Here is a 13816-nt window from a genome sequence, read left to right on the forward strand (position 1 = left end):
CTGAGCGAACTACCCGCAAATGCGGGGCAGAGCCAGATCAGATACGGGGGGGGCGCATGGGTCCGTCGAGTCGGAGGGCGTAGACGTCCCCGTGCTCGGTACTGTGCAGCGAAATCCGGCCATCGGCGAACAGATCGTCGTGACCGGCAGCTGGGAGGCTTGCCGTTGAATGGTGGCAATGCCCATGGCCACAGGCATCGGCACTGGACGAATCCTTGCTCTTGCTCGACTCGGAGTCTGAATCACTTTGCAAGGCGTGCACATCGCCCACGCTGACCGTCGCTTCTTGCGCGCACGCCAATGCCTCGGCCACAGGCACGACCACGAACGCCGCCAAAAGCAGCAGCATCAGGTATATACGAATAGCAGGCAGAGAGCGACGCATTGGGAAAGGTTAGCAACCTCTTTTGGACGGATACAATTACATAAAAACACTACGGTGGCTGTGCTTGAACGCACCCTAGCCCCGTTCAGGTCGGGACCCAGGGAATCAACCCACAAGGATAACGGCCCATGTGAGGGCGACATTGCAAAGAGCCACGAACACCGCAGCCGACCCCATGTCCTTCGCACGACCAGCCAGCTCATGGATTTCTGGGCCATACCGTTCGATCACTGCCTCGATAGCGGAGTTCAGCAGCTCGAATGCCAAAACGAACAGTACGCTCCCCATGAGAAGCACTCGCTCTACCCCTGAGTTGCCGAAAAAGATAGCTGTAGGTAATGCCACCGCGGCCATAACAACTTCCAACCGAAACGACGATTCATGCAGCCAAGCTGATCTCAGCCCCTGGAGAGACCAGCGAAGCGCCTCAAAGACGCGCGCAATGCTCCGCGGACGATGACCGTACATATCTGCCACTTCGATGTTTCCTTCTTTTGGGCCCAAGAGACGCTCACGGGTCTTCCAACAGCGATACTCGCCGTGGTCGGCTATAGGCTGTGACCGGCGTTGCTGGTACAGCCTGAGAACAGATTTAGGCTCTCGTCTAGCACCGTCGTCCTAACCTGCATCAGGCCAAGCACAGAATGGAAGAGGTTGTCGTGGCTGGACGGCTGCTTTGATCGGTCCCGGACACATTGAAGGTCCAGGTTGTTGCTGCTCTTCATACCATCAGACATCCACATCACCATCGGCACCTTGATCTGAGTATCAGGGGCGATAGCGTAGGGGAGCCCGTGAAGATAGACGTTCGCCTCCCCTAATGACTCGCCGTGGTCGGAGACATAGATCAGCCCGGTATCGTGACTCTTGTCCTGTTCAAGCATGCGAATTGTCTTTGCAAGGAAGTCATCTGTCGCAAGGACCGCGTTGTCATACGCATTGACGATTTCACCGCGTGTGCACTTGCCCAAGTCTGCGTTTCGGCAGTCGGGAGTAAATTTCGTCAGATCTTCCGGGTATCGCTTGAAGTAGCTGGGTCCGTGGTTCCCCAGCTGATGTAGAACGACAACGACATCACCAGGGTTGTCCTCGATCGAGTCATGCAGACCTTGCAGCATAATCTCGTCACGGCATGCTTGGTCGTCGCACAGAACATCCTTGACCGGCACGCGATAGGATTCAAATGCCAGATCAGAGCAGACGCCCTTGCATCCAGTCTGGTTGTCACGCCATAGGGTCCTGACCCCGGCACGCTCCAAAACATGCAGAAGCGACTCCGAACCTTTGATCTTGTCTCGATCGTAGTCTCGCCTCCCGTACGCAGAGAACATACAGGGCACCGACACTTCGGTGTTTGACCCGCAGGCGGTCACGTCTGAGAAATTGACGACGTCCAACGCTGCCAACTGTGGCGTTGTCTGTCTGCCGTATCCATTCAAACCCCAGTTCTGCGCACGAACCGTCTCACCTACAACGATGACCAAGAAGTGGGGCTTCGCGCCTGGCGGATGAGGCGTCATCATGGCATCGGGGCCAACCACTTGGATCGGACCGCGCTCCGCACGGGTGTCTTCTCGCACAACCTTCGCAATGGAAGCGATGTAGTTTCCAGGGTTTGCAAGGTATCTGACTTGCTTGTGATTGCGTATGAGTGATGAGAGGTCGTCGAATGACGCAATTGCCGCGCCAACGATTACAACAACCGCCATGCCAAGTAGAAGCACTCTTGCAAGTATCGCCCGCGTCACATTGGAAGAACGTTGGAGCCTTACCATGCATACCGCGATAGCTGGCACGACGCCTTTAATTAGTACCGCAAGAAAGAAGCCCCAGGTCAGCAACTCTCCGGCTTCAGCGCCGTCGGTCTTCAGCACATTTCGTACCATGCTGGCGTCGAAGTAGACGCTGTAATTGTCTGAATAGTAGGCAGCAGTAGCGGACACGACGAGAAGCAATGCAAGAACCGGCTTCACCGTCCATCGAACGCATAGCAATCCGAGAATGAGCACATTCAAGGCAGTGAGGATCGCTCCCGTAGAGATAACAAGTAGCGCACGAGCTGCTCCGTCCGCACCACTCTTCGCAATTACTTCTGCGAAGAACGCGCTGTTGAGAAAGAACGTGAAGTACATCGCCACGATGATAATCAACGTGTTGACGCCCAGCTGCGGGCCGCAGATGGGCTTGCCAAGACGGCCCAGTGGATCTGAGCCTAGGCCCCCGCGCGAACTGCCTCGGTTGAATTCTGTTTTCACGTAATGCATTGGTGATTCCTTTTTATTGACCACCGCGCGCGCCCCTAGCGCACACGGCCGCCATTGCGCGTTCCTAGATGGAAAGCCATCCACACATATGCAACGCCTGACACCAGCGAAGGGGCCAGGACCGCGGTCCGCAGGTTTTGGGTCAGTGACAGCAGTGCAGCCGAGATCCACATGAAGAGACGCTTGTCTGGGTGCAGCTCCGCTCCCCGACGCGGGAACAGCGAGCTTCCGGTTGCCACCATTTGGGTGGCAACCAAGGCAAATCTCGGTTCGTCGACAGGCCCAAAATCGCGCACACCAAGAGATGCGCCGATGGCAAGCACGGAGGTTGCCATCAGTAGTGCCGCTCGATCGCGTGCAGTTCGGAGATTGGTAGATGTTGAGAAGGGCATTCAGGTCGCCTTCTTCAAGGCGGCGCAGTACTGGCCGGCGACTGCACGTGCAGCCACGCGTCGGCCGAGCGCACGGAGCGCCCAGCAACAAGATGTGTTCATGGAAAGACCTACACAAAGGTGATCGCAGAAGGACTGACAGGCGCGTTGCGCCTGTTATGCGATCAAAGCCTGGGAGGTCTAATCAGCGTGTCCGGGATGTGGGACGTCATGGGCTGTTCGTAGAACGTGTGCCCGCCTTCATTTCTTGCGGCTTCGGCACTGGTGAAACCGTTGGACGCCACAAAAGTGCTGCTGTGGTGGCAGTGACCGTGACCACAAGCGGCATGCGCCTTATCGGGGTGGCCATCGCCTGGCCCTGCCACTTCCTGGTGTGACTGCTCCTCAGAGAAGCAGACCGAAGCATCAACGACAGGCACGATGATCATCACTGCGAGCAGCAGTGCCAGAGCGTAGCGCTTGGCATGGATGACAATGGAAGGCACGTGTGGCTAGGACTGATACATTTGAGGCCGGAAAGATACCTTGGGTCCCGCTCATCAGCAAGCTGACGCTTATTCATCAATCTCGCGGGCTCGAGTGGCCTCTGCGAGTCAGGTGGCCAGGCAAAAGCTGGCGCGGGAAATTGACGGAATCCGGCATCCGAAGAACAGAAAGTTAACGTTTTGCCTGAGCTTCCGCACGGTCACGCAGATTGAGCTGCGACGGATTAGGTCGGGGGCCAGCTGCGCCACGTGACAGTGCCGGGTTCAAGCGCAGCCGCCAGAGTCCGAGCTCAGTCGGCCAAGCCTGGTCATGCAGCCGTCTTGCGCGCGTCGGCACCTGCCCGGCGGGCATCACCTAAAATCTCGAAGGCTTCCTTGATCACATACAGGCCGATCAGGGCGCCGATCACGAAATCCGGGTACGGGCTGGCCAGCCACCACACCAACAGACCGGCCAGGATCACCCCAACATTGGCGACCACATCGGCCCGCGTGAACAGCCACGTCGCTCGCAGATGCACTTCGCCGGACTTTAGCGGTGCCAGCATGCGCAGCACCGCCATATTGACCGCCAGCGACAGCAGGGCGGTGCCAATCATCCAGCCGCTGACCGGCTCGGCGCCGTACATCACCCGGCGGCCCACCTCAACCAACACGCCCACACCCAGCACAAGCAGCACGCTGCCGCTGACCCAAGCGGCATTGGCCTTGAAGCGCGCCGTGCGCCCGATAGCGACCAGGCCAATGGCATAGGCGGTGGCATCGGACAGCATGTCCAGAGCGTCGGCCAGCAGGCCAGTGGAATGGGCAATCCAGCCGGCGATGCCGCCGATCACGGCCATCGCCGCGTTCAACGCTAGGGCGATCCAGAGGACGCGCCGCTCCTGCGCATTCTTGGCCTCGTGGTGGCAGCCGCAATCACTCATCGGAACATCTCCAGTCGCAGGGAAGCCGGGCCCGGGCGGGTCGCTGGCATGACACAGCAGGTGAGTGTAAAGTCCGTAGCTACTACGGAGTCAAGCGTACTACGAATGAAAATCAGTGAGGCTGCCGACGCCAGTGGATGCCACCTGGAGACGATCCGCTATTACGAGCGGATCGGCCTGTTGCCGCGCCCGGGGCGCTCGGGCAATGGCTACCGGGTCTATGGCCCGGCCGACATCGAGCGGCTGCGCTTCATTGCGCGCGGCCGGGACCTAGGCTTCAGCCTGGAGGAGGTCCGCAGCCTGCTGCAGCTGGCCGGCGATGAGGAGCTTTCGTGCGGGGACGTGGACCGGCTGGCACGCAGCCATCTGACCGACGTGCGGGCGCGCATGGCCGACCTGGAGCGCATGGCCACCGAGTTGGAACGGGTGATTGCCAGTTGCCACGGTGGGCAGCGGGCTGAATGCACCATCCTGTCGACCCTGCGGCAGCCGGTCGCTGTGGAGGCCACGCGCCAGTGACCGAACTGGACCGCTACCTCGATGCAGCCACGCGCCAGAACACGGTGCGCAGCTATGCGTCGGCGCTGCGGCACTTCGAGGTTGAATGGCAAGGCCACCTCCCAGCGACACCGGACAGCGTGGCGCGGTACCTGGCCGCGTATGCGCAGACCCTAGCCGCCAGCACGCTTCGCCACCGGCTGGCCGCCATTGCCTCTTGGCACCGCGACCACGGCTTTGTCGACCCGACCCGGTCGCCGCTGGTGCGCAAGGTGCTCAAAGGCATCCAGACCCTGCACCCGGGCCAGGTCAAGCAAGCCGCGCCGCTGCAGATTCGGCGGCTGGTCGAGCTCGATGACTGGTTGGCTGCCGCGATCGCGGCGGCGCATGCCCGGGGCGACGGAGCGGCGGCGCTGCGCCATCAACGCGACCGAGCGTTGGTGCTGCTCGGATTCTGGCGGGGCTTCCGTGGCGATGAACTGCTGCGTCTGGACGTGGCCCATCTCACGCTGGTGCCGGGACAGGGGATGACCTGTTTCCTGCCGCGCAGCAAGGGCGACCGCCAGGCCGCCGGCGTCACCTACAAGGTGCCGGCGTTGTCGCGGTTGTGCCCGGTGGAGGCGACCCAGGTGTGGCTGCAGGCGGCCGACCTGCACGAAGGGCCGGTGTTTCGGGAGGTTAACCAATGGGGCCAGGTGAGCGCCGAGGGCCTGCATCCCAACAGCTTGGTGCGCCTGCTACGCGAGTTGCTGACCAGTGCCGGCTTTGCCGATGCGGGGCTCCACAGCAGCCATTCGTTGCGCCGCGGCTTTGCCAGCTGGGCCAACGACCAAGGCTGGGACATGAAGGCGCTGATGGAGTACGTGGGCTGGCGCGATGTGCAGTCGGCCATGCGCTATCTGGACGGGCGTGACCCCTTTGCCCGTGACCGCATTGAAGCAAGCCTGCCCAGTCCAACCGCGCCGGTACCGGCGATGGCACTGCCGGCGCCCGAGGGCAAACCGGCCTTGCAGCTGCGCCTGCGCATGGTGCTGACCCCGTTTGCCCGCACGGGCCGCGGCGCGGCCAAGGCCCGAGGCCGGATCGAAGAGATCTGCTTGGCCCCGTTCCAGGCTGTGCGCCTGAACACTGCCAGCAGCGAGTACCAGTTGACTGTTCCCACCGATCCCGACCGGGATCTGGATGAAATCCTGGCCACGTTGCTCGATGACATGCACCGCATGGCCGATACGCACCAGTGTTTCCTGGAAGCGTCTCTCAATACAGACGACGGCCGGCACTGGGATTGATCCCCTCATAACCTCCGGATCCAATGGCTACCCTTCACGAGACCGCCTACCCGCGACTGAAGCCTGATCCCACCGCCAAGGAACTGGAGGAGATCTATACCCCCACCGCCGCTGAGATTGCATTCGCCAAGCAGCTGACCACCCAGCCGGGACCGCAGCTGGCGGTACTGATTCATCTCAAGCTCTTCCAGCGCCTGGGTTACTTCACGGTGTTAGCCGAAGTGCCCGAGCGGATCCGGAAGCACATCGCCAAGGCCGCCCGACTCGGGCGCGTATTGGACACCGACCAGCTCGAACGTTACGACGCTTCCGGTAGCCAGCGCCGCCATATGCCGCAGCTTCGGCAGTTCATCGGGGTACATCCCCTGGACAAATCAGGCTTGGCCTGGCTGGACACGGTGGCCACCGGAGCAGCCCAGACCAAGCACACCATCCCGGACATCGTGAACGTCCTGCTCGAAGAGCTGGTGCACCACCGCTACGAACTGCCAGGCTTCCGCACCCTGGAGCTGGCCGCCATCGGCGCACGTGAGCGGGTCAATCTGGGCTACTACCGCAGCATCAGTCACGCGCTGACGCCTGCCACGCGCACGCTCATTGACGAATTGCTGCGCGCACCGGAAGGCTCCAGATTTACTGGCTGGCAATCGCTCAAGCGCGAGCCTGGCCGACCGACCAACAAGGAGGTCCGGTTCTATCTGCAGCACATCCGCATGCTGCAGCAGTTGGCCGAGCAGCTGCCTCCCATCGATGTGCCGGTGCCCAAGCTCAAGCAATTCCGTGCAATGGCTCGCGCCTATGACGCCAGCGAGTTAGCCGAACTGGCTCCGGACAAGCGCTATGCGTTGGCCACCATCTTCATTCGCGCCCAGCATGCCAAGACGCTGGATGACGCAGCCGAGCTGTTCATCAAGCAGGTGCGCGGGCTGGAGAACACGGCCCAGCAAAAGCTGCTGGCCTACCAGCTCGAACATGCCAAGCGGGCCGACTTCCTGATCGGCCAGCTCAAGGAAATCCTGCAGGCCTATCAGCTCGACGGCAGCGATAGTCAGCGCGTGGATGCCATCGATAACAGTCTGGAAGCGGAAGTGTCGACCTTGTTGGCCGAATGCGAAGAACATATGGCATACGCAGGAAAGAACTATCTGCCTTTCATGCTGCAACCCTACGGCGCGGTCAGGCCGCTGCTGTTCAATGGGCTGGAGCTGATGAACTTGCGGGCAACCAGCCACGATGCCGGCATGGAGCCGTTGATTGCAGCGGTGCTGTCGCTGCGCAACCAACGCCGTGAGCTGATCGAGGTCGCATCCCTCGGCCTGGACCCGGAAAAGGACTTCGATTGGATGTCCAAGCTCTGGCGTCAGCACGTGTTTGGCAAGCGGGCCAGCGCGGCAGGCGCCGGCTGGATGCACCGTAAGTACTTCGAGCTGGCCGTGCTGGTGCAGGTCAAGGACGAACTGAAGTCGGGAGATCTCTTCATCCCGAGCAGCGAACGATTTGACGACTACCGCGAGCAGCTGGTCGATGAAGCCACCTTGGCCCAGGAACTGGAAGCCTATGGCCAGGTGTCAGGCTTGCCCACCGACGCTGCGACTTTCGTGGCCGGGTTGCGCGCACAACTGACCGACTTGGCCGACGAAGTTGACGAGCGTTTCCCCGAGAATGTTCATGCGGACATTCTGGAAGGACGCCTGGTACTGCGGAAGGGGCAACGCGCCGAGGTCTCAAGCGCCATTGCCACCGTGGACCGCCTCATCGCCGAACGGCTCCCGGAGTCCAGCATCGTCGATGTCCTGATCGACGCCAGCCAATGGCTGGATCTGCACCGATTCTTCCGTCCGATCGCCGGCACCGAGAGCCAGGTTGAAGATCTCCCTCGACGGGTGATCACCACGCTGTTTTGCTATGGCTGCAACTTGGGTCCGACGCAGACGGCGCGGTCGATCAAGGGCTTCAGCCGGCGCCAGGTTGCTTGGCTGAACCTGAAATACGTGACCGAGGATGTGCTTGAGAAGGCCATCGTAGAGGTCATCAATACCTACAATAAATTCGACCTCCCGGGCTATTGGGGCAGCGGGAAAAGCGCCTCAGCAGATGGCACCAAATGGAGCGTCTACGAGGACAACCTGCTGTCGGAGTACCACATCCGCTACGGCGGCTACGGCGGCATCGGCTACTAACATGTGTCCGACAAATACGTGGCGCTGTTCAGCCATTTCATTCCCTGTGGTGTGCACGAGGGCATCTACATCCTCGACGGCCTGCTGGCCAACACTTCCGACATCCAGCCTGAGATCGTCCATGGCGACACGCAGGCCCAAAGCTACCCAGTCTTCGGTTTGGCCCACATGCTGGGCATCCAGCTGATGCCCAGGATACGAAACATCAAGGATCTGACATTCTTCCGGCCCGAACCTGGCAGGACCTATAAGAATATCCAGGCACTGTTCGGAGACAGCATCGACTGGCAACTGATCGCGACGCATCTCCACGACATGCTGCGGGTAGTGATCTCGATCCGATTGGGGAAGATCACCGCGTCCTCGATCCTGCGCCGGCTGGGCACCTACAGCCGGAAGAACAAGCTGTACTTCGCCTTCCGGGAACTTGGCAAGGCCGTCCGAACGCTGTTCTTGCTGCGCTACATCGATGACAACGAGATTCGCAAAACGATCCATGCTGCGACCAACAAGAGCGAGGAATACAACGGCTTCGTGAAGTGGGTCTTCTTTGGCAGCCAAGGGATCATTGCTGAGAACGTCCAACACGAGCAGCGCAAGATCATCAAGTACAGCCAGCTGGTGGCCAACATGATCATCCTCCACAACGTGGAACGCATGAGCCGGACCTTGGCCGTAATGCAGAAGGAGGGGATTGAACTGACGCCCGAGATTCTGGCCGGCCTGTCGCCTTACCGGACCAGCCACATCAATCGCTTCGGCGACTACCACTTGGATCTTGAAAGGGAAGTGGCGCCGCTGAGCTATACAGCGAAAGTCCTTGAACAGGCCCCATAGACGGGGACATCCGCCATCGGGACAAGACAATTATCATTGCGTTTCAATCGCTTAGGTGGCATTTGGCCCTGTACGTAACGATTCCCTGCCGACCCTCCGCATGGACTGCAGGTCGACCGCCTGCTCGAGGCCAGCCTGCAGCCCGGCGGCGCTGCACGCGCTGTGTTCCTAACGCCCTCGCACCAGTTCCCGACCGGCGCGACGCTGCCGCTGGACCGGCGCCTGGCCATCATCGAATGGGCCAGGGCGCACGACAGCTGGATCATTGAGGACGACTACGACAGCGAGTTTCATTACGCAGGCAAACCGACTGCCTGCGTACAAGGGCTCGATCCATACGAGCGCACCCTCTACATCGGCACCTTCACCAAATCACTATTTCCCGGTCTTCGCATCGGCTACATGGTGCTTCCACCGCCACTGATCGCGCCAATGACCGCCGCGCGCACCCTGCTTGATGGCCACAGCGCCCCCATTCCCCAACTCACGCTCGCGCGCTTCATCGAGGGCGGCCACTTCGGAGCCCATGTGCGCAGCATGCGCGCGGTATATGCAGAACGAAGGGACGTGCTAGCAGAGCTGGTCCAACAACACCTGTCCGAATTCATGGAGCCCCGCGTGCCGGCCGGCGGCATGCAGATGCCCTGCGTCTTCGTCCGCGACCTGTCCGAAGCCGACGCCGTGGACGCCGCACAGCGGGCAGGCATCGACCTGCTCGGCCTAAGCACGTTATCCAAATCGGACGCCCCTACGCCGGGCTTTCTGATGGGCTTCGCTGCCCACGCCCCGACCGAGCTCGAAGCGGGAGTCAAGACGCTGGCGAAGGTGATACGCGGGCTGCGTCGTTGAGTCTTGGAGGGACTCCAATCGAGTGCACTTTCCATTCTTTCCCTGAGCCCTTACTGCTGTTTTCGTTCTGTCGGCCGCCTTCAAACTAAAGCGATTTAGAATTCCGTTCGCATCAAAAATTTGCACACGCTCGCTTCTGGCTTCCGCAAACTTTCCGGCGTGCTCAATTTGAAGTCAGTACAGCGAAATTTCGGGGCACAACAAGGGGCCGCAAAAGCCGCCGATGGCTAGAGCAAGAACCAGCGCAACGTCAATTCCCCAAAATGATGAACTTTAAAAATCGCCTTTCTCGCTACATTAGCTTCTGAGTCAGCGAGAAGCTCGCATTAACGTGTCAACTGCAATTAACAGTGCAAAGCAGCAATTCATTCAAGGAAGAGTCTATGCCTATCGAAAATTTAGTGAGCACCCTTTCCCCCAAGACTTCGGTCGCTTGGCGAATGTACCCCTCGGACCAACCCCTGGTTCCAACATCACCGAGACCATGCAACCGTCATCCAACTGGAACCTATGACAGCGGCGAAAGACTGCCCACGACCGCCCTGTTGTTCGAGCGCTTACTCGCCAGAATCAGAAGCGCGCATGAGAACAGAAAGTTCGATCCTTGTCCTTTCTCAGAGCTATGGGAAAGAGCATGCAAGCAGCTAGCGAAGCACGGCAACGCTACCGACTTTGCAAACTGGAAGGTCCGGAACATCCTCAGGAACTCTAAGGCGTTCGCCGACCTCGATGACCAGATCGCTGAGGCATGGGCGGGCGTTCAACTCTCCCGTATCGAAGGAGAGGGGGCATATTACCGACGAGTCGCGTACTCGAAGCTGCAGCACCTTCAACTACAGCGCGACACTCTCAAGCCTAAAGCCACCATTGATGTGGACGATGCGCTAGACATTGCCATCGCCTTCTGGGTTGAAGCAAGGAACGCCTACAACGCTTCGGATGAAGCTCGGGCACTACACGCGCTTCTAGAGGGCAACTTCTACCTCGGCACGACCTACTCGCCCATTACCGAAGCAGAAGCACAGCGAGCGAGAGGCCAAAAGGGAATCAACACCACCCCTAGAGATGCGATCGTCGCCATAGCAGTGGAAGTAGTTAACTGCTACACAATCTCCAGAAACATCACTATTGCCGATGAGCTATGCGCCGTGATCGCAGATCAGATCGCGCACGACCCCAAGTACTCCGATGCAGTTGCGGCCTATAAAGACTGGAACAGTAAAGGCAGCGCCACCGTTTCATCCGTGAGCGAGCGCATGCACGAAATGCTCATGGCGCTGATAGAGAAGAAGCAGGGCGCTGGAGCGAGATCCGGGTTCAAGAAGGCATTCAAAGAGCTACATGAACGGACCAAGGCGTACGGGCTACCAAACAGGAAGAGAAAAGTAAAGAACCCCGCCGGCGGGTAAATTTTCGAATCAGGCCCAAACGGGCAACCTCCTTGCACCTCGCAGAGCACCGCGATCAACCAAGGAGAAACCCGTGTTGCACAACGCTACAACTGCTACCAGCAGCCGCCCCGCCGCTTCCCGTACTAAGGAAGCCAACCTCGCCGCAGCCAGCGCCGGCACGCTGTCTATCAGCAGCGAAACCATCGAACGTCTGGAGGCCATCCTCCAGACGTTCCAGCGCAGCCCCGTACTGGACCAGGCGATCCGCCTGCCCGAGGTGCTGTCGATCGTCGGCCTGTCTAAGAGCACCTGGTATGCCCGCCTCAATGCGCGCCTGCCGGCGTACGACGCCCGCGCTCCGAAGCCTTTCAAGCTCGGCACCTCCGACCGTTCGCCTACCGCGTGGTGGCGCTCGGAAGTGATGGCATACGTCCTGGCCTGCGCTGCCGCGCAGCCGGCGCACTGAGGGGAAGGCAGATGAATTCGGACAACAACCCCGTCGCGCATGCCGATGACCGCCTGCTGGAGCAGGCCGGCCGCTGCACCGATGCACTGAAAGCACTGCAGCCCAAGCAGCAGCACCAGAAGGCGCAGCTGTTCGCATTGCTGTACCCGACCATCGTGGAACTGCTGAACAAGCAGGTGAGCCAGAAGGCGATCCTGGAGGTGCTGGAAACCCAGGGCCTGAAGCTGCACCCCGCCCGTTTCAAGGAACTCATGGCAGCGCAGGCCGCCACCACCCACACCTCCAGCACCGACAAGGCACTCTAATGAACAAGCGTATCCCCACCTATCCGTTCCCGGTGAACGAGTTTTACAAGTCCGTGGCCCTGGCCATTGAGGAGACCATGGAGGCCATCCAGGCACCGGATGCCCTGGTTGCCACTTCGTTCCTGACTGGCATGTCGATCGCATGCCAGTCCGACGTCGATGTCATGCTTCCGCATGCAACCACGACGCCCTGTGCTCTGTATCTGGCAACGGTTGCCGACTCGGGCGAGCGCAAGACGGCCACGGACAAGCTTGTCATGAAGCCGATCTACGACTACGAGCGCTCGTATGCCAATGCGTACAAGGCTGCGGCGGAGCAGTACGAAGTCGATCACGGCTTCTGGGAGGTCGAGAGCAAGGCGATCAATCGCCTGATTACCAGCACCCTCGCAAAGGGTAATGACACCACCGAGTTGCGTCAGCGCTTTGCGATGCACAGGGCAGCCGAACCTGTGAAGCCGGCATGCAATCGCATGATTGTGCAGGACGCAACCGAGCGCGGCCTGATCAATGCGGTGCAGGGAGATGGCAAGTCCATCGCCATGCTCAGCGATGAGGGTGCAACGCTCCTGAAGAGCGGTGCATTCCGCAACTCGGCAACCCTGAACAAGCTGTGGGATGCCCCCTCAATGATCATGCTTGACCGCGCCGACGAGGTGGTCCAGGTCACGGATCCGCGCTTGACGCTCAGCTTCATGATCCAGGAGGACCTGTTCCAGGACTTTCTGAAGACGAAGAACAGCACGGCGCGTGCATCTGGCTTCCTCGCCCGCTTCGTGTTCTGCCATCCCGAGTCGACCCAGGGCTACCGTGCTGCCACTGAGCTGACCAACGAAGAGCCGGTGCACGGCGCTAACGTCCTGGCCTTCCACAAGCGCATGACCGCGCTCTTGGAAGCCCGAGACCAGCGCCATGCCAATGGCAACTACAGCAAGAAGGTGCTGCGCTTCTCGACCGATGCCAAGGCACTGTGGAAGGAGACCTACGACATGATCGAACCGCAGCTCGCAAAGGGCCGCGCCTACCACAGCATCCGTGATGCAGCCTCCAAGACCATGGAGATCGCCAGCCGTATCGCCGGCATCTTCCACCACTTTGAGGGTATCGAAGGTGAGGTGATCGAGCGTGCGACGCTGCAGCGCGCCATCAACGTCACGGGCTTCTATCACGATGAGTTCCGCGAGAAGTTCGGCGACCACAATGATCTTCCGCAGGACGAGAAGGACGCCCGGGCCTTGATGGAGTACATGCGCACGAAGTACTGGGTCCGCTGTCGTAAGTGGGCCTACCGCAATGACATTCGCAAGGATGGCCCTGTTCGCCATCAGTCACGCTTTGTTGCCGCACTGGACCTACTGGAGGAGGAGGATGTCATCCGCGTAGTACCTGAACGCCGCTACGGACGTGGCAAGCTCGTGATTGAGTTCAACCCCAACTTCTTTGATCGCCCCGGGGCGCTCTGACCTCAGTCGTCCGCACAGTAAAGGCCGCCCCTCATGGGGCGGCCTTTCTTTATTCTGGTGACCACCAGTGCGGAGCGGCCTCGGAC

Annotated in this window: 12 protein-coding genes and 2 pseudogenes; 8 read left to right on the forward strand and 6 right to left on the reverse strand. The window is 60.1% G+C overall.

Translation table 11 applies throughout. The annotated features are described in order from the left end of the window. Nucleotides 1–37: 37 nt before the first annotated feature. The 6 genes and pseudogenes from ACVOLZ_RS01735 to ACVOLZ_RS01760 all read right to left on the reverse strand — a co-directional run bounded on the left by ACVOLZ_RS01735 (nt 38) and on the right by ACVOLZ_RS01760 (nt 4452). The gene (locus ACVOLZ_RS01735; RefSeq protein WP_014159608.1) at nt 38–385 is read right to left on the reverse strand and encodes a hypothetical protein; all 348 of its coding nucleotides are present in this window, start codon (nt 383–385) and stop codon (nt 38–40) included. A 105-nt stretch (nt 386–490) separates the two neighbouring features. Then, the gene (locus ACVOLZ_RS01740; RefSeq protein ID WP_027080084.1) at nt 491–862 is read right to left on the reverse strand and encodes a diacylglycerol kinase; all 372 of its coding nucleotides are present in this window, start codon (nt 860–862) and stop codon (nt 491–493) included. 71 nt (nt 863–933) lie between these two features. Then, nucleotides 934–2649, reverse strand: a complete 1716-nt coding sequence (locus ACVOLZ_RS01745; protein WP_055765228.1) for a phosphoethanolamine transferase — start codon at nt 2647–2649, stop codon at nt 934–936. 158 nt (nt 2650–2807) lie between these two features. Next, nucleotides 2808–3041 (reverse strand): annotated as a pseudogene (locus ACVOLZ_RS01750) (dolichyl-phosphate-mannose--protein mannosyltransferase); the annotation flags it as partial. A 164-nt stretch (nt 3042–3205) separates the two neighbouring features. Continuing rightward, nucleotides 3206–3526 carry a hypothetical protein gene (locus ACVOLZ_RS01755; protein ID WP_062167471.1) on the reverse strand — a complete coding sequence of 107 codons (321 nt, stop codon included), beginning with the start codon at nt 3524–3526 and terminating at the stop codon, nt 3206–3208. 308 nt (nt 3527–3834) lie between these two features. Beyond that, nucleotides 3835–4452: a cation efflux transmembrane domain-containing protein gene (locus ACVOLZ_RS01760; RefSeq protein ID WP_014159605.1), complete on the reverse strand. Its 618-nt coding sequence runs from the start codon at nt 4450–4452 to the stop codon at nt 3835–3837. 105 nt (nt 4453–4557) lie between these two features. On the opposite strand from ACVOLZ_RS01760, the gene ACVOLZ_RS01765 reads away from it, so the two are divergent. The 8 genes and pseudogenes from ACVOLZ_RS01765 to ACVOLZ_RS01800 all read left to right on the forward strand — a co-directional run bounded on the left by ACVOLZ_RS01765 (nt 4558) and on the right by ACVOLZ_RS01800 (nt 13730). Next, on the forward strand, nt 4558–4971 hold the full coding sequence (locus ACVOLZ_RS01765) for a MerR family transcriptional regulator (protein WP_014159604.1): 414 nt from the start codon (nt 4558–4560) through the stop codon (nt 4969–4971). Beyond that, entirely contained in the window at nt 4968–6239 is a 1272-nt protein-coding gene (locus tag ACVOLZ_RS01770; RefSeq protein ID WP_082746536.1) for a site-specific integrase, read from the forward strand. Before ACVOLZ_RS01765 ends, ACVOLZ_RS01770 begins: the two co-directional genes overlap by 4 nt. A 23-nt stretch (nt 6240–6262) precedes the next feature. Then, a pseudogene (locus ACVOLZ_RS01775) lies at nt 6263–9256 on the forward strand (Tn3 family transposase). Between the two features lie 105 nt (nt 9257–9361). Then, a complete protein-coding gene (locus ACVOLZ_RS01780; protein ID WP_082746675.1) occupies nt 9362–10105 on the forward strand; it encodes an aminotransferase-like domain-containing protein in 744 nt (247 codons plus the stop codon). A gap of 545 nt (nt 10106–10650) precedes the next feature. Next, a complete protein-coding gene (locus ACVOLZ_RS01785) occupies nt 10651–11514 on the forward strand; it encodes a hypothetical protein (RefSeq protein ID WP_062171267.1) in 864 nt (287 codons plus the stop codon). Nucleotides 11515–11587: 73 nt separating this feature from the next. Further along, nucleotides 11588–11962 carry a helix-turn-helix transcriptional regulator gene (locus ACVOLZ_RS01790; protein ID WP_062171266.1) on the forward strand — a complete coding sequence of 125 codons (375 nt, stop codon included), beginning with the start codon at nt 11588–11590 and terminating at the stop codon, nt 11960–11962. An 11-nt stretch (nt 11963–11973) separates the two neighbouring features. Beyond that, on the forward strand, nt 11974–12267 hold the full coding sequence (locus tag ACVOLZ_RS01795) for a hypothetical protein (RefSeq protein WP_062171265.1): 294 nt from the start codon (nt 11974–11976) through the stop codon (nt 12265–12267). Continuing rightward, entirely contained in the window at nt 12267–13730 is a 1464-nt protein-coding gene (locus tag ACVOLZ_RS01800) for a YfjI family protein (RefSeq protein ID WP_062171263.1), read from the forward strand. The genes ACVOLZ_RS01795 and ACVOLZ_RS01800 overlap by 1 nt, the downstream gene beginning before the upstream one ends. Nucleotides 13731–13816 lie beyond the last annotated feature (86 nt).

The sequence above is a fragment of the Stenotrophomonas sp. STEN020 genome (assembly GCF_056760195.1).